This is a genomic window from Streptomyces sp. HUAS CB01 (assembly GCF_030406905.1).
In the GTDB taxonomy this organism is placed as follows: Bacteria; Actinomycetota; Actinomycetes; order Streptomycetales; family Streptomycetaceae; genus Streptomyces; species Streptomyces chengbuensis.
Genome location: NZ_CP129137.1, coordinates 5,974,916 through 5,990,371 on the forward strand (window position 1 = coordinate 5,974,916; position 15,456 = coordinate 5,990,371).

11 protein-coding genes and 1 pseudogene are annotated in these 15,456 nt (G+C 71.9%); 4 read left to right on the plus strand and 8 right to left on the minus strand.

What is annotated here, in order from left to right; genetic code table 11:
- Nucleotides 1-33: 33 nt before the first annotated feature.
- From QRN89_RS26375 to msrA, 4 genes and pseudogenes are all read right to left on the minus strand, one after another.
- Nucleotides 34-3,378 (minus strand): glycosyl hydrolase, encoded by a 3,345-nt coding sequence (locus QRN89_RS26375; protein ID WP_290351849.1) that lies wholly within the window; start codon nt 3,376-3,378, stop codon nt 34-36.
- Nucleotides 3,379-3,871: 493 nt separating this feature from the next.
- A pseudogene (locus QRN89_RS26380) lies at nt 3,872-4,201 on the minus strand (DNA-binding protein); the annotation flags it as partial.
- Complete coding sequence (locus QRN89_RS35875; protein WP_390702676.1) at nt 4,198-4,365, minus strand: hypothetical protein; 168 nt, start codon at nt 4,363-4,365, stop codon at nt 4,198-4,200. The pseudogene QRN89_RS26380 and the gene QRN89_RS35875, both read right to left, overlap by 4 nt.
- 338 nt (nt 4,366-4,703) lie before the next feature.
- On the minus strand, nt 4,704-5,225 hold the full coding sequence (gene msrA, locus QRN89_RS26390) for a peptide-methionine (S)-S-oxide reductase MsrA (RefSeq protein WP_290351851.1): 522 nt from the start codon (nt 5,223-5,225) through the stop codon (nt 4,704-4,706).
- A 558-nt stretch (nt 5,226-5,783) separates the two neighbouring features.
- Between msrA and QRN89_RS26395 the strand changes: the two genes are divergently transcribed.
- The 3 genes from QRN89_RS26395 to QRN89_RS26405 all read left to right on the plus strand — a co-directional run bounded on the left by QRN89_RS26395 (nt 5,784) and on the right by QRN89_RS26405 (nt 9,442).
- Complete coding sequence (locus QRN89_RS26395; RefSeq protein ID WP_290351853.1) at nt 5,784-6,986, plus strand: IS701 family transposase; 1,203 nt, start codon at nt 5,784-5,786, stop codon at nt 6,984-6,986.
- A gap of 34 nt (nt 6,987-7,020) precedes the next feature.
- Complete coding sequence (locus tag QRN89_RS26400; protein ID WP_290351855.1) at nt 7,021-8,598, plus strand: FAD-dependent oxidoreductase; 1,578 nt, start codon at nt 7,021-7,023, stop codon at nt 8,596-8,598.
- 73 nt (nt 8,599-8,671) lie between these two features.
- Nucleotides 8,672-9,442: an SDR family NAD(P)-dependent oxidoreductase gene (locus QRN89_RS26405; RefSeq protein ID WP_290351856.1), complete on the plus strand. Its 771-nt coding sequence runs from the start codon at nt 8,672-8,674 to the stop codon at nt 9,440-9,442.
- Between the two features lie 94 nt (nt 9,443-9,536).
- Here QRN89_RS26405 and QRN89_RS26410 read toward each other — a convergent pair whose 3' ends face one another.
- Nucleotides 9,537-10,571 carry a ScbA/BarX family gamma-butyrolactone biosynthesis protein gene (locus QRN89_RS26410; protein ID WP_490235872.1) on the minus strand — a complete coding sequence of 345 codons (1,035 nt, stop codon included), beginning with the start codon at nt 10,569-10,571 and terminating at the stop codon, nt 9,537-9,539.
- A gap of 66 nt (nt 10,572-10,637) precedes the next feature.
- Here QRN89_RS26410 and QRN89_RS26415 point away from each other — a divergent pair, with 66 nt between their 5' ends.
- Nucleotides 10,638-11,255, plus strand: a complete 618-nt coding sequence (locus QRN89_RS26415; protein WP_290351858.1) for a ScbR family autoregulator-binding transcription factor — start codon at nt 10,638-10,640, stop codon at nt 11,253-11,255.
- Nucleotides 11,256-11,354: 99 nt separating this feature from the next.
- Here the strand turns inward: QRN89_RS26415 and QRN89_RS26420 are convergent, their stop codons facing one another.
- The 3 genes from QRN89_RS26420 to QRN89_RS26430 all read right to left on the minus strand — a co-directional run bounded on the left by QRN89_RS26420 (nt 11,355) and on the right by QRN89_RS26430 (nt 15,400).
- Entirely contained in the window at nt 11,355-11,936 is a 582-nt protein-coding gene (locus QRN89_RS26420; RefSeq protein WP_290351859.1) for a TetR/AcrR family transcriptional regulator, read from the minus strand.
- Between the two features lie 123 nt (nt 11,937-12,059).
- On the minus strand, nt 12,060-13,694 hold the full coding sequence (locus tag QRN89_RS26425) for an FAD-binding oxidoreductase (protein WP_290353865.1): 1,635 nt from the start codon (nt 13,692-13,694) through the stop codon (nt 12,060-12,062).
- A gap of 80 nt (nt 13,695-13,774) precedes the next feature.
- A complete protein-coding gene (locus QRN89_RS26430; RefSeq protein ID WP_290351860.1) occupies nt 13,775-15,400 on the minus strand; it encodes an FAD-binding oxidoreductase in 1,626 nt (541 codons plus the stop codon).
- Between the last annotated feature and the right edge of the window lie 56 nt (nt 15,401-15,456).

Consider the following 15,456-nt stretch of genomic DNA (forward strand, 5'->3'; position numbering starts at 1 on the left):
TCCGTCACAGGCCGGGCCGGGGCCGATCGGCTGTCAGTCGAACGGGATGGTCAGGACGGATCCCGTGCCCACCTGGAGGGTGGACGGACCGTTGCCCAGGGCGCTCCAGACCTCGACGCGGACGGTGCCGCCGTCCAGGTCGCCCAGGGTGCCCGACGCGGAGTGCGTCCCCTGCCGGGCGGAGGAGTAGTCCTCCCAGCCGGTGATCGGATCGGTGGCGAAGTAGCGGAACGTCTCGACACGGTCGAAGGTGCCGTCACCGGTCAGGTCGTAGGAGACCCGTGCCTGCTGGGCGTAGCCGACGTGGGTGCCGGCGTCGACCTTGAGGGTGAAGGCCGTGCCGGATCCCGCCTTCAGGGTGCCGTTGACGTTCTTCACCTCGTAGACGAGCGGGTTGTACGGGGTCCCGTCGCGGTTGGCGCCGCCTGCGGACGGGATGGTGTCCGAGGACCCGGCCGCAGCCGCCTGGGTGGTCAGCTGCCCGCCGGAGCGGAGGTAGAAGGTGTCGCCCGTGACCGGCGGGGGCCCGGAGGTGGTGACGGTCACGGTGCCGCCGGCCGGGCCGACCTGGTCGGCCGTGTCGCGGGCCCTGACGCTGTAGGTGTACTGGGTGCCGGAGGCCAGGCCCGTGTCGGTGTGGGTGGTGCCGGTGACCGTGGCGACCTTGGTGGTGCCGCGGTAGACGTCGTAGTCCTTGACGCCCCTGTCGTCGGTCGCCGCTTCCCAGCTCAGCTTCACCGAGCTGCTGGTCACGTCACCGGCGACCGGGGTGCCGGGCGCGCTGGGCGCCTCGTCGCGCGGCGGCGGGTCGCCGGTGGTGGTGACGGTCACGGTGCCGCCGGCCGGGCCGACCTGGTTGGAGGTGTCGCGGGCCTTGACGCTGTAGGTGTACTGGGTGCCGGAGGTCAGGCCGGTGTCGGTGTGGGTGGTGCCGGTGACCGTGGCGACCTTGGTGGTGCCGCGGTAGACGTCGTAGTCCTTGACGCCCTTGTCGTCGGTCGCTGCGCTCCAGGTCAGCTTGACGGAGTCGTCGGTGACGTCACTGGCGACCGGGGTGCCGGGCGCGCTGGGCTTGTCGTCGCCGGGGGCGCCGCACAGGGTGCCGAGTTCGGTGTCGTCGCCCGCTCCGGACGCGGTCGACATCGCCGGGACGTTCAGCACGCCGCCGTCGGAGAAGACGACCGAACACGCCTCGCTGGTGTAGTTGTGCGCGGCGTACGTCCTGGTGCCGCTCTTGTCGAAGGCGACGGCCGTCGGGGAGTTGGCCGTGACGGTCATGTCCGGCGATCCGATGGAGTTCATCGTGGCGACCCAGTGGTAGGTGTGGGCCTTGGTCTCGCCGGCCTCGGGGACGTAGCCGCCGTTCCACTGGTTCCAGTGGCTCATGGCCTTGGCCGGGTCGTAGAGGGCCTGGACCTGCCAGAAGATGTCCTTCCACTCGACGGCCGGGCCGCCGTTCTCCCGTTCCATCTCGGCCACGCTGCGGTTCAGCATGGCCTTCTCGCGGGCCAGGTGGAGCGAACCGCCGGTCACCGGCAGGAAGTTGATGCCGTGGATCTCCTCGGGGTTGGCGGTCCACCAGGTCGCGTAGGCGCCGCCGCTGCTCCAGACCATGCCCACGACGTCGTGGGTGAAGTCCTCGGGGTAGACCTGCTGGTCGGCGTCGAACCAGTACTGCGCGATCGACTCCGACTCGGTCGTCATCATGTAGACGCCCTGGTCACGCAGTGCCTTGTCACCCATGGCCGACCCCCACATGATCAAGCCGGCGCTGAGGTTGATCGACTCCGAGGACGACTCCTGGTTGTTGCCGGCGGCGAACGCCTCGTGGCCGGCGGCCCAGCTGTGGCCGGCGTAGACGTCGAAGCCGCGCAGGAACGGGTACTTGGTGTCGTTCCTCGCCGGGTTGGCGGCGTCCTTGATGAGCTCCTTGACCATGCCGCCCCACTCGGAGTCGGCGGCCCACCGGGGGTCGTACTGCGCCACGACGGCCGCGGCCGTCACGTAGTACGAGTAGTGGAAGTGATGGTCGTTGAGCTCCTGATCGCTCCCGTACGAGGCGGGGTACCCGATGAGGGTGCGCCAGTCCTTGTCGTAGGAGAACTCGGAAGGGCCGCCGACCGTGAACCACTCCTCCATCCGGCCCTTGACCAAGCTCAGCAGCTTGTCGCGGCTGACGGTGTCTCCGACCTGGTCCGCGAGAGGGACGAGCACGGCGAGCTTGCCCAGGGCCTTGCCGGTCCAGTAGGTGTCGATCGCGCCGCTGAAGGGGTCACCCTGGGTCAGCACGTCGTTGATGTAGCCCTTGAGCTTCGCCTTGTCGACGCCTGCCGCGCTCGGCAGGCCGGGCAGCACGCCGTTCACCTTCTGGGTGGTCGTGAAGGACGTTCCCTCGCGCACCTTCATCGCACCGCGCGAGGAGACGTAGCGGTAGGCGGTCAGCGGGTCGCTGCTGTGCATCCACTGGTGGCGGTAGAGCGCCTGGAAGGTGCCGGTCTCAGCCCCCTCCTTCGGCTCGGTGGTCAGCGAGTAGGTCGCCGTGACCTCGCCGTCGCCCTCTCTGTACTCCCAGTCAACCTTCGATCCGGTCACGAAGCTGAAGGCGTACTTCTTGAAGTCGGCCAGCGCTGCCTTGTCCGGGAGGACCGCCAGGGAGAAGTACTCCTTCGAACCCAGGTCGGCCCGGATCTCGTTGCCGGAGACGGTCCAGTCGCTGCCCCTCGGGGCGAACAGCGCGTAGTCATGACCCGAGATGGTGACGCCGAGGACGTTGCCCTGGTCGGCGAAGACGGTCGGCGGAGCCGCCGCGCTGATCTGCGCCGCCCCTCCGGTGCCCTCCGCGTACACGTACGGCAGGCCGTGGCCGATGGTCGTCCGCAGACTGCGCGCACCGTCGTTCCAGTACGGGCTGACGGTCCAGTCGCTCCACCCGTCCGCCTTCGCGTCGGGCGAGTTGAGACCCGTGAGCCCCAGGGTCAGGTCGGCCTTGTGCGGAAACTCGTACTGGCGGCCGCCGCCCACGATCTGGTGCGTGGTCGGGTATCCGACCTCCAGGCCACCGGAGACCGCCTTGTAGGTGAGGGGATGGCCGTACATGTTCTCCGACCACGGATTGCTGGAGAAGCGCTGGAAGGCCAGCGACGACCACCAGTCGTTCGTCGGCACGGGGAGGTCCGCCATGGCGGGAGTGACCTTCGGCTTGACCGCCTGGCCACCGCTGTTCGTCGGCCCCTGGCGGCCGGCGGGGCGAACGTCGCTGTAACTGCCCTTCCCCACCTCGATGGTGGCGGCCGAGGCGACGCCGCTGCCCAGCGTACCCAGGGCGGTGGCGGCAAGAGCCGCTGTTGTCAGCAACGACAGGTTTCTTCGAGATCTCATGAACAGCCCCTTTGAGAGCGCTCTCAAGTCGCCGACAACGTAGGGCGGCTCCGTAAGTCGGTCAACACTTCGAGTCGAAATCCTTACGGGCTGTCGCGCCCCTTCAAGGCTTGAACGCTCCAGCGTTGCTGGGCGTACGGCGGCCTCCGGCCCACCGACGTGCGAAGACGTCCGAGGCACTTGCGTGCTCATGACTGCTCGCGTCGTCTCGTGTGCGACGGGGTGTCGCCATCGCGCCGGGGCTGTACCTGGGACGAGGGCCGCCCGGCGGTACGGGGGGCGCTCTGACGCGAGCCGCACGGGGTTCGGTGGCCGCCCCCTACGTGGACTGCGACGACAGGGGAGGTGCGCGAGCGGCTGCGGCACACCTCGTTTCCGCAGGTCGCGGGGCGCTCCGTGGTCGGCGAGGGTGCGGACCTCGGTGCCCACCGGTGATCTGACAGTCCGTCTGGAAGTGACCCCGAACGGAAACGGAGGGTGGCCGGCCGTCGACGAGGATCGTGACCCGGCCCGCCGGGGAGAGTGCCGCAGCGCAGAGCATCGCGTCGATGGCGTACTTGTGGTCGTGCAGCCCGGCCGTGCGCAGCAGGGTGGCGGCGGACTGGGCGAGGGCCTGGGTGAGCGGTTCGCCCCGCAGTCGCGAGAGCGTCCACTTGAGTGCGGCGTCGTTGATCCGAGGGTGGATCACCTCGACGAGCACCGCGGCCGAGGTGATCACCGGTAGATCGGCATCGCGGGCGGCGGCGAGCCACTCGTGGACCTCGGGGTCGCGCTGGACCACCTCGGCCAAGCCCTCGCTGTCCAGGATCACGGCGCCGCTCACGCGGCCGTCCCGGCACCGGACGAGGCGTCGCCGGTGAGCTTGGCCCGCTTGGCGACGGCCGCCGGGTCGGCGGGGCCGTGTTTCCCGTCGAAGTCGGAGATCAACTCGTCCAGGTTGTCACGCTCGATCTGCCGTTGCGCGGCCTTCTCCAGATACCCGGACACGCCCAGCTTGCCGCGCGGATCGCCTGCAGGCTCCCGGCGGTCAGGGAGACGGAGATACCGCTGGTGGGCCGTTGCCCGGGAGGAAAACGGTCATGGCAAATGGCATACGGCGAGGTGCCGGCAGATGGCGGCATCCGGCGCTGTGGCGAACCGGGTGCCGGTGGCAAGGGTCGCTGCCCTTCGTGGCCGTGGGGCTGATCGACCTGTGTCCGGGCCCCGGGGTGCCCGGGCTCGCGGGCCGCGGCCAACCGTTCCGGTGCCATGCGCTCGGAACGGCCCGGAGAACGCGGAGCCCCTCTCCGTCACGCTTGTCGGAGAGGGGCCGGCCGTGCCGTCCGTCAGCTCGCCGCGTCGGCGGCGCGGCGAGGGAGCTTCCAGCCAGGGCGGGGGAAGTGACAGGTGTAGCCGTCCGGGTAGCGCTCCAGGTAGTCCTGGTGCTCCGGCTCCGCCTCCCAGAAGTCGCCCTCCGGTTCCACCTCGGTCACCACCGAGCCCGGCCACAGCCCGCTCGCCTCGACGTCGGCGATCGTGTCGACGGCGACGCGCCGCTGCTCCTCGTCCGTGTAGTAGATCGCGGAGCGGTAGCTGCGCCCGAGGTCGTTGCCCTGGCGGTCCTTGGTGGTCGGGTCGTGGATCTGGAAGAAGAACTCCAGCAGATCCCGATAGCTCGTCGCGTCGGGGTCGTAGACGATCTCGATCGCCTCGGCATGGTCCCCGTGGTTCCGGTACGTGGCGTTGGGGGTGTCGCCGCCGGTGTAGCCGACCCGGGTCGCCAGCACGCCGGGCTGCCTGCGGATGAGGTCCTGCATCCCCCAGAAGCAGCCGCCCGCCAGAACGGCCTTCTCGGTTCGGGCAGTCATGTCCCACTTCCTTTCTGTCCGGTCCCCAGTCTCCTCCGGCCCCCGTGGCCCACGCCAACGGGGGTGGCGGTGTCCCGTGCGCCGCGGCGCCGCGCGGAGACCCGCGGCCCCGGCCGGTCCAGGTCGGGGCGCCGCTTCGGCGTGCTCGGGCGCCCCGCCCGAAGCCCCTCGGCCGACGCCGGCCGGGCGAGCCTGCGTCACGGAGTTGGCCGGATCCGAAACTCCATTGTGAGTTGAACGGTCGGTTTGGTAACGAGCGCGTTCGGCGCCCCGCTCGCGCCCCGGCCGCTCGTGCCGCCGCGCTGTCGAATTCGCGTGCACGGCGCGGGACGGTCTCCGGTCAATGCCTTCTGAGCTGCTGTTATTCCGGTTCCTCCCGCGCGGGACGGCCTCTGTTGCCCTCGGTTGACGGCGTCCCGGACGGCTCCGTGTGAAGAGGATTACGATGGCCAAAATCCAAACCGTGTGTTCAACTAGAACTCGCAAATGGACAAGGGGGGCCTGATCCAGAACGCGGTGGGGTGACTGGATCCGGTGTCAGGGGGAGGTTTGCTCATCGTGGACACACATCGTTCTCATCGAACGCACGAGATCCTCTGGAGCGAGGTCGCCGACGACTTCGTCACCGAGTACAGCCGGCGGATGCTGATGTCGCTCCCGCGGCGCGACCAGCGCGAGAACGGCGAACTGTACATATCCGGTCTGCTGTCGCTCACCAGCCGGAAGTCGATGCGCTCGATCGCGTCGATGGCAGGGGGCGGCGCGGCCGAGCAGCGGCTGCACCACTTCATCAGCAAGTCGTCGTGGGACTGGGTCCCGGTGCGCAAGGCGCTCGCCGCGGATCTCGACCAGGCACTCGACCCGCTGGTGTGGGTGGTGAAGCCGATGGTGGTGCTCAAGACGGGCGAACACACCGTAGGAGTCACCGAATCGTTCGTGCCGCAGCTCGGACGGATCGTCAACAGCCAGCGTTCGTACGGCGTCTGGCTGGCCGGCGAGTCGAAGAGCGCGCCGGTCAACTGGCGGCTGAGGCTGTCCGGTGAGTGGCTCGCCGACGCCAAGCGCAGGCGGCGCGCGGAGATCCCCGAGTGGGTCGGCACGGACGACGGCTGTGGCCCGCCCGCGGTGGCGGCCGCGCTGGAGCTGACGCGCGGGTGGGGGCTGCGGCCCCGGCCGGTCGTCGTGGACGCCCGCGAGGAGGACGCGGGGCTGCTGGTGAGGCACCTGGCCGCGGCGAAGCTCCCTTTCGTCCTGCGGATCGGCGGTGCCACCCGGCTGATCCCGCTGGGCGCGGTGCGGGAGGGCCGAGCGCTCCGGCTGATGACCGCCCAGCACCTCGCAGAGGGCGCCGATCGCGCGGGGCGTCCGGTCCGGTGGGTGGACCGCACCGGGCAGACCGCCCGGTCCTCGCAGGTCACCGGCACCGACGTCGTGCTGCCGCCCGGTTCCGGCGCCCCGCCGCTCCGGCTGGTGGGCGCTCAGCGCCCGGGGGAGCGCAGGGCGCGGGAGCTGTGGCTGTCGAACATGTCCGAGGTCCCGTCCCCGCGCCTCGTGCGGCTGGGCCGGCTCAGCGAGCGCGTCGACCGCGACTTCGCCGAGATCAGCACCAAGGTGGGAGCGGCGGACTTCGAGGGCCGCACCTTCGGGGGCTGGCACCGCCACACGACCCTGAGTGCCGTGGCGCAGGCCATCGTGACCCTGTCCGCGGCACGCGATCAGGCGGTCGAACTGCCGAGCGGCGACCATCTGCAACTCGCGTGAACGGCGGGCCGGGACCCGCCGGGAGGGGGACGGCATGGACGGGGAGAGGGGCCCGGTGGCCCCGGACACGAGCGGGGCGGGAGAGGGGAGCGTGGCCGTGGACACGGACGTGGTGATCGTGGGCGGCGGACCGGTGGGCATGCTGCTGGCCGGCGAGCTGGCCCTGCACGGGGTCCGTACGACCGTTCTGGAGAAGGAGTCCGAGCCGTCGGGGGAGTCGAAGGCCGGGACCCTGCACGCCCGGACCGCGCAGTCGCTGCACCGGCGCGGGCTGCTGGAGGCCGTGCAGCCCGGCCGGTACGTGGCCGGGCGCGCCGCGCAACGGCACGTGCCGTTCCACTTCGGCGGCCTGTCCCGGCTCGATCTCGCCCCGGTGGTCGAGGAGTTCCCCGCGATCGTCGGCAGCCCGCAGGCCTACGCGGAGGCGGTGTTCGCCGAGCGCGCCGTCCGGCTGGGCGCGCGGGTGGCACGGGGCGCGGAGGTCACGGAGGTGCGGCAGCACGACCGTCATGTCGAGGTGACGTTGCGTCAGGAGGCTGGCGGGGAGCGGTCGCTGCGGGCGGCCTGGGTCGTCGGCTGCGACGGGGCCCGCAGCGTGGTGCGGCAGAGGGCCGGCATCGCGTTCACCGGCACCCCGTCGACGATCTCCTGCCTGATGGGGGAGGTCCGGCTGGCCGATCCGTACGGCTCTCCGAGCGGCTGGAACCGTACACCGCGGGGCTGGACCATCTTCTGGGTCGATCCCGAGGGCCACAGCCGGATCGGCACGTACGACTTCCGAGGGCCGGCCCTCGACCGCACGTCCCCGGTCACCTTCGAGGAGTTCAGGTCCGAGGTGGAGCGCATCACCGGCCGCGCGGTCGCGATGGACGCGCCCCGCCATCTCTCCCGGTTCAGTGACGCCGCCCTGCAGGCGGAGCGCTACCGTTCCGGGCGCGTCCTGCTGGCGGGGGACAGCGCCCATGTGCACTTCCCCGCCGGCGGTCAGGGGCTCAACACCGGCTTGCAGGACGCCCTCAACCTGGGATGGAAGCTGGCAGCCCGGGTGCGCGGCGACGCGCCGGCCGGGCTGCTCGACACCTACCACGCGGAGCGGCACCCCGTCGCCGCGCGGGTACTGGAGAACGTCCGCGCCCAGGTGGCGCTGATGCACCCCGGCCCGAACACCGACGCGCTGCGCCGCCTGTTCGCCGATCTCATGCGCGTGGACGCGGTCAACGCCCATCTGGCCGGCATGGTCAGCGGCTCGGACATCGCCTACGACGTCGGGCGGCCCGGCGACGCGCTGGCGGGGCGCTTCATCCCCGAGACAGTGCTGAAGACGGCCGCCGGCCCGACGAGCCTGGCGGGGCTGCTGCACCACGGCCGGCCGGTGCTGCTGGACCTCGCGGACCGGGCCGACGTCCGGCAGGCCGCCGCGGGCTGGGTCGGAAGGGTGGACGTCCTTTCGGCACGCGCGGAGGAACTGCCCGCTGACGCGGTCCTGTTGCGACCCGACGGCTACGCGGCCTGGAGCGCACCGGCCGGCGGGACGGGAACCGGGGGCCTGCAGGCGGCGCTGCGGCGCTGGTTCGGCGAACCGGCCGAGGGCGCCCGGACGGCGAACCCATGACACGGAGCCGCGCGGTCCGGCCCGCGGGCCGCACCGAACACATCTCGTCACGACTCACCGAAAGACTGCGACTGTGCCAGACACTCATCGACTGCTGAGCGGCAGAACGGCCCTGATCACCGGGGCGAGCAGCGGGATAGGTGCCGCCGCCGCCCGGGTCTTCGCCCACGAGGGGGCGGCCGTCGTCCTCGCCGCCCGCCGGGAGGAACTGCTCGACAAGCTCGTGCGGGAGCTCCGCAACGACGGCCACGACGCCTCGTACGTGGTGACGGACGTGACGCGCCCCGAGGACACCGCACGCGCCGTGCGGTACGCCGTCGAACGGCACGGCCGGCTGGACGCGGCGTTCAACAACGCGGGTGTGGGCGGTGACCAGACGCCGCTGCACCTCATGGACGACGACGTGTACGACACGGTGATGGACACCAATGTGCGCGGGCTCTGGAACTGCCTGCGGCACGAGATCGCCGCGATGCTCGAGGGCGGGGGCGGGGCCGTCGTCAACACGGCCAGCGTGGGAGGGCTCGTGGCGATCCCCGCCGCGGCCCCCTACGTGGCGGCGAAGCACGCGGTCGTGGGGCTGACCAGGGCGGCTGCGGGCGAGTACGCGGCTCGCGGCATCAGGGTCAACGCGATCGCGCCCGGGGCCACCCGCAGTGAGATCACCGAGGACTGGTTCGGCCGCAATCCGGGTCTGGAGGACGCCGTGATCGGTGTGACACCGCAGGGCCGGATCGCGGCGCCGGAGGAGATCGCCCAGGCTGCCGCCTGGCTGTGCAGCGACCGCTCACCCTTCCTGACCGGCGCCGTGGTGCCCGTGGACGGCGGCTTCACCAACGGCTGACCGAGGGACCGGGCCGTGTCGTCACGGGGGGCGCGGCCGGGGAGGGGGGAGCGGGCCGCCTGTGGGCGGCGGCCCGCTCCCCCCGGACGTCGGCTCAGTCCGTCAGACAGCCGGACACGGTGCTGCGGAAGCAGATCCGCCCGTCCTGCCGTCCCGTCACGTCCACCGTGACGCGTCCGCGGTGGGCCGGCGGGGCCGTGGCCTCGACCAGGCAGGGCGCGTCCAGTTCCACATAGCTCGCGAAGGCATTGGTGGCGGACAGCGGCACGAAGCCCGGACCGGCCAGCGCACGGGCGGCCTGCTGGGCCGCCTCGACCAGGACCAGGCCGGGTACGTGGTCGACGCGGTGGTCGAACAGCAGCAGGTTGCGTGTCTCGTTGCGGAGCTGCCAGCGCCCCTGCGACACGGGGGCGAGCAGGACGTCCTGCGCGGTGGCGCGGCCCACCGACGCGGGCGGCACGGGCTCCGGGGCCGGCGTGTTCCAGGGCGCGTCGACCTTGGCGCCGCGGAGCCTGCGGTACACGGCCCGGGACATCCAGGAGAACTCGGAGTCGATCCGGGCGAGCAGCCCGCCCGCGTGCAGGATCTCCGCCTCGATGCGGAGCCCGGCGGGCCGGCCGCCGCGGTGCCCGGTCACGGTGCAACGGGCGAGGACGTCCAGGGCGACAGGGCCGTGTGCCGGCAGCGGCCGGCCGGGGTCCACGGTGAGGTTCAGGTTCTGCAGCAGGGTCTCGCTGGTGCGGGGCACCCCGTACGCGGAGTGCGCGATGAGTAACCCGGCCTGGCGGTAGGTGGCCGCCACGAGCACCGGGGCGGGCCCGGAGAGGGTTCCGGACACGGGTGCACGACCGCCGTGCGCCTCGGGCCAGACGGCTCCGAACCGGAATTCCGCGGGGCCGGTCCTGGCCCAGCGCGTCAGGTGGAGCGAGGAGCGGTGGGTGAGGTGCAGATGGTCCATGGGTATGTCCTCGGACCACCGCGGTTCGGGACGGTCGGCGGACTCGGTTCCGTCGGCTTCCGGCCCCCGCCGGTCGCCCCGCGCGGGCAGCAGTTCAGGCACGTCGTTTCCCCCCATGCGCTGATGACGGGGCGGGGACCTGGCCGGGTCTCGCCCCGGAGTAGATTGCATAATCAGCGTTCCATTATTCCATTCCGAGCCGGAGACGAGGACGCAGTGGCATCGCAGGCACGGGGCATGCGCACCCGCAGACAGCTGCTGGACGCCGCCGCTTCGGCGTTCCTGGAGCACGGGTACGAGGGCGCGAGCATCGGCGACATCACCCAACGGGCCGGGCTCACCAGGGGCGCCGTCTACTTCCACTTCGCGTCGAAGGAGGAACTGGCGCAGGGGGTGCTGGACGAGGCGGTCACCACCGAAGGGGTCCGCCCGCAGGTCCTGAAGCTCCAGGAGCTGGTCGACACCGCGATGGCACTGGCCCACCGGCTGCCCAGGGAGCCCGTGCTGGCCGCGGCGCTCCGGCTCGCGGTGGACAACGGTGTGCGCCGGAGCGTGCGCACGGCGTGGCCGGAGTGGATCGCCCTCCTCACCGAGCTCCTGGAGGACGCCAAGCGCCGCGGGGAGACGCTGCCGCACGTGGATCCGGGCCCGACGGCGCGGCTGGTGATGAGCAGCTGGACGGGGGCCGCGCTGGTCCTGGACGGGGTACCCGACGGCCACGACCTGGAGCACCACATCGGCGCGCTCCTCGACCTCCTGCTGCCGTCGATCGCCGTACCGGCGGTTCTCGCCAGGCTGGACACCGCTGCAGGGCGCGGCGCCCGCGTGGTCGGGGCGGCGCAGGACGCCTCCTGAGGCCTGCTCCCGTCGGAGCCCTCCTCGCCCTCGGTGACGCGGGCGAAGGACCTTCTCGCCGCCGCGTCACCGCGGTGGCCGGGGGCGCGCCGGGTGGGGTCAGTCCAGCGCGGCCAGCGCTACGCGCGCGGCGGCCCGCAGCCGCTCGGCCTCCGGTGCCGCCCGTGCGATCACCCGCACACCCTGCATCACCACGAGCAGGAAGTGGGCGATCTCGTGCGGGTCCTTGTCGGCGGCCAGTTCCCCCTGGGCCCGCGCCCGGAGCAGCGAGGAGACCAGCGCCGTCTCCACGACGCTCCAGCTCACCTCCACCTGGCGGGCCACCTCGGGGTCGCGGGGCGACAGTTCCACCGCCGCGTTCACGACCAGACAGCCACGGCGGTCCGGGTCGGTCAGCGCGTCGGTGACCCAGCTCTCCACGAACGCCCGCACGGCCGGCAGGGCGGGCCCCGGCTGGGCGAGCGCGGTGACGAAGCCGGCCTCGCTGCCCCGCAGGTAGCGCCGCATGGCGGCCAGATACAGGTCGTGCTTGCTGCCGAAGGTGCCGTAGAGACTGGCCCGGCCGATGCCCAGGTGCTCGACGAGGTCCGCCATCGAGGTCGCCTCGTAGCCCCGTTCCCAGAACAGGTCCATCGCGCGCTCGAGCACCACGTCGGGATCGAATTCCTTGGTCCTGGCCATGTCCCGAGGCTAACAACAAACAGACCAAGCAATCCAGAAAAGCCCGCCCCGGGAGAGCGGGACGGGCTTCCGGGTGCCGGAGGCCGGTGGGAGGCGGTCCGGCACGGGGCCGGAGCGAGGGGTTCAGCGCCCCGGCGGCTGGAGGGACTGGCCGTGCCGGAAGAAGTCCGTGGGGTCCCAGGCGGCCTTCACCCGCTGCAGACGGGGCAGGTTCTCGCCGTAGTAGAGGGCGCTCCAGGACACGCCCGACCGGTTGCGTCGCGGGTCGCCGAGATCGATGTCCGGGTAGTTGACGTAGCAGCCGTCGGTGTTCTCGTCGGACACCGGGACCCCGCCGGTCCCGGCGTACACGTCCTCGTAGACGCCGCGCAGCCAGGCGATGTTGGCGGCGTCCTCGCCGGCCGAGTGCCAGTAGGTCTGGTAGAGCAGCTTGAACACCGAGTCGCGGTGGACGGAGGCGGTGGCCGTCCGCGGTACGGAGTTGACGGCCCCGCCGTAGGAACTGAGCAGCACCATCGCGTTCGGGTTGGCGAAGTCGGTGCGGGTCAGGTGCCGGTGGATCGTGGCGATCTGTCCTTCGGGGAGGGTGCGGCGTGCGTAGGCCGACTTCTGGTCCCCGCGCAGCGTCGGGTCGACCAGGACCGAGTTGGTGACTCCCAGATAGCGCGTGGCCTGGAGCCACGGCAGCCGCTGCGGGGTGGCGAACTCCGGCATCGGCCCGTGTTCGCCCAGCGGCGAGGTCGCGGCCCCGTGGGGCACGCCCACGCCGTCGGACACGGCCCGCAGGAAGGCGTCCAGCAGTGCGCGGGCGTGCGGGACCGTCGCGTCCATCTGGGTCAGCATGCCGATCCGGCCGTTGGAGCGGTGGCTCAGGCTCAGGTTGGCGACCAGTCCGTCGTACGGGCCTCCGGCCGCGGCGTGCGCCTCGTGCCAGGCACCGTAGTTGCGGACGAGGCGGGTGACGGCCCGCTCCGTCATGCTCTCCCACGGCCAGGAGACCGCGCTGAGCCACACCTCCGCCGGCGGCCTCGGCAGCAGCGCGGCGGGCGTGTCGCCCCTCGCGCCGGGGGAGCGGAACCAGTACCGCGTCACCACGCCGAAGTTGCCGCCGCCCCCGCCGGTGTGGGCCCACCACAGCTCGCGGTTCGGGTCGTCGGCCTCCCGGGTGGCGACCACCACGCGTGCCTGGCGCCGGGCGTCCACGACGACGACCTCGACGGCGTACAGATGGTCCACGATCAGGCCGTCCCTGCGGCAGAGCATGCCCCAGCCGCCGCCGCTGACGTGTCCGCCCACACCGACCGAGTAGCACACACCGCCCGGGACGACGACGCCGTACGCCTTGTAGAGGCGCTCGTAGACGTCGGTGAGCGTGGCGCCGGCCTCGACCTCGAAGGCGCGGCGCCGTTCGTCGTAGCGCACCGCGTTCATCTCGGAGAGGTCGACGACCGTCTCCACGGCGTCGTTGAGGACGAAGTCCTCGTAGCAGTGGCCGCCGCCGCGCACCGTGAGCCGCTTGCCCTCGTCGGCCGCCCGCTGGACGGCGTCGCGGACCTGTTGCGTGGAGGAGAGGAGCTGCACGCTCTCGGGGCGGGCCGTCCAGCGCTGGTTCATGCCGCGTACCAGGTCGGGGTAGCGGGCGTCGCCGGGACGCACGGAGACCGGCGGGAACGGGGCGGTTTCCGCCGCCCCCGCCGCGGTGGCCCGGCCGGCGGCGAGGGGGATCGCGGCGCCGGCCACGACGGCCGCGCCCCCCATCAGACGCCGGCGTGACCACCCGGCGGCCGGGGCCGGTCCGGAGGGGTCGCCGCCGGGGGCCGGTGTGCGGGGAGCCATGGTCACACCGCCCTGATCGACAGCGCGTGGCTGAAGAGGTTCTTCGGGTCCCACTGGGCCTTCACCGTCTGCAGCTGCCGGTAGCCGGACTTGAAGTAGAGCTCGTGCCAGGGGATGCCCGAGGCGTTGTGCCGGGGATCCGCGAGGTCGGCGTCGGCGTAGTTGATGAAGCAGCCGTCCGTGTCCGCGTTGCTGGCCGGCACGCCGCCGGACGCGGCGTACACGTCCTGGTAGAAGGAACGGACCCAGTTCAGATGGGTGGCGTCGTCGGCGGGGTTCGTCCAGAAGCTCACGTAGTGGAGCTTGAGGATCGAGTCGCGCTGCGGGACCGCCGTGTCGGCCGCCGCGACGGAGTTGGTCCTGCCGCCGTACGAGGTGATCATGACGAGTGACGCGGGGTGCGCGTAGTCGGTCCGTGTCATGTGCTTCCAGAACGCCTTGAGACCGGCGTCGGTGAACCCCCGCCGCATGTAGGCCGACTTCCCCTTGAAGCGCGTGGTGGTGTCGGTGCCGGTGAAGCCCGGCCACTGGGTGACCGCGTGCAGCCAGGAGATCTTCCGGCGGTCGTCCACCCGGTACGCGACGCCGGTTCCCTCGTTGACGGCGGCCAGGTACGAGTCGAGCAGCGCGGCGGCGTTCGGCACGGACGCGTCGATCTGCGTCGTCATCGAGAACGAACCCGCCGACCGGTGCTGCGGCTTGAGCTGGCTGAAGAGCGTGGCGTACGGCGACCCGGGCGAACTGTTGGACTCGTACCACTTGCCGAAGTTGCGGAGCAGACGGGTGAACGCGGCCTCGGTCATGTCGCTCCAGGACCAGGTGACGTTCGAGACGATGACCTCGGACGGCGGCTTGGGCAGCAGCTCGGAGGGGGCGTTGCCGGTGGCGTTGGGGGAGCGGAACAGATAGCGGGTGACCACGCCGAAGTTGCCGCCGCCGCCTCCGGTGTGGGCCCACCACAGGCTGCGGTTCGGGTCGTCGGCCTCCCGGGTGGCGACCACCTTGGACGCCTTGCCGGACGCGTCGACGACGACCAGTTCCACCCCCCAGAGGTGGTCGACGACGAGGCCGTGCCGCCGGGACAGCGGACCGTAGCCGCCGCCGGCGACGTGCCCGCCGACACCGACGGTGGGGCAGCTGCCTCCGGGCAGGGTGACACCCCACCGGTGGTACAGGGTCCGGTACACGTCGCCGAGGCGGGCACCGGGCTCGACGAAGAACACCCTGCGTGCCTCGTCGTAGCCGATCGCGTTCAGCCCGGAGACGTCGATGACGGTGCGGACGCGGTCGTTGGTGACGAAGTCCTCGTAGCAGTGGCCGCCGCTGCGGACCGCGAAGCCCTTGCCGCCGGCGACGGCCTGCTGGACGGCGGACAGGACCTGGCCCGGCGTGGCGGCCAGCTGCACGGTGTCCGGGGTGCCCACCCAGCGCTGGTTGCTGCCCCACGTCAGATCCGGGTAGCGGCGGTCCCCGGGCCGGACGGCGACGAGGGCGGGCGCGGGGACCGCCTCGGCGGCGGCCGGTGTCTCAGCGGCGGCCGGTGTGGCGATGACGGCAGGTGTGAGGGCCGTCGCGCCTCCTATCAGCGCGGCATGTCGGACGAACGCGCGACGGGTGTGCCCTGGCATGGTGGTGTGCTCCTCTTTCGGGTTCCTGGCGGTTCGGGTGGGGGGCGTGCGGTGCG

Coding starts and splice junctions, on each gene's coding strand:
- QRN89_RS26415 (WP_290351858.1), top strand. CDS start 10,638: ATGCGCACCCGCAGACAGCTGCTGGACGCCGCCGCTTCGGCGTTCCTG.
- msrA (WP_290351851.1), bottom strand. CDS start 5,225: ATGACTGCCCGAACCGAGAAGGCCGTTCTGGCGGGCGGCTGCTTCTGG.
- QRN89_RS26425 (WP_290353865.1), bottom strand. CDS start 13,694: ATGGGGGGCGCGGCCGTCGTGGCCGGCGCCGCGATCCCCCTCGCCGCC.
- QRN89_RS26420 (WP_290351859.1), bottom strand. CDS start 11,936: ATGGCCAGGACCAAGGAATTCGATCCCGACGTGGTGCTCGAGCGCGCG.
- QRN89_RS26410 (WP_490235872.1), bottom strand. CDS start 10,571: ATGCAATCTACTCCGGGGCGAGACCCGGCCAGGTCCCCGCCCCGTCAT.
- QRN89_RS26430 (WP_290351860.1), bottom strand. CDS start 15,400: ATGCCAGGGCACACCCGTCGCGCGTTCGTCCGACATGCCGCGCTGATA.
- QRN89_RS26375 (WP_290351849.1), bottom strand. CDS start 3,378: ATGAGATCTCGAAGAAACCTGTCGTTGCTGACAACAGCGGCTCTTGCC.
- QRN89_RS26400 (WP_290351855.1), top strand. CDS start 7,021: ATGGACGGGGAGAGGGGCCCGGTGGCCCCGGACACGAGCGGGGCGGGA.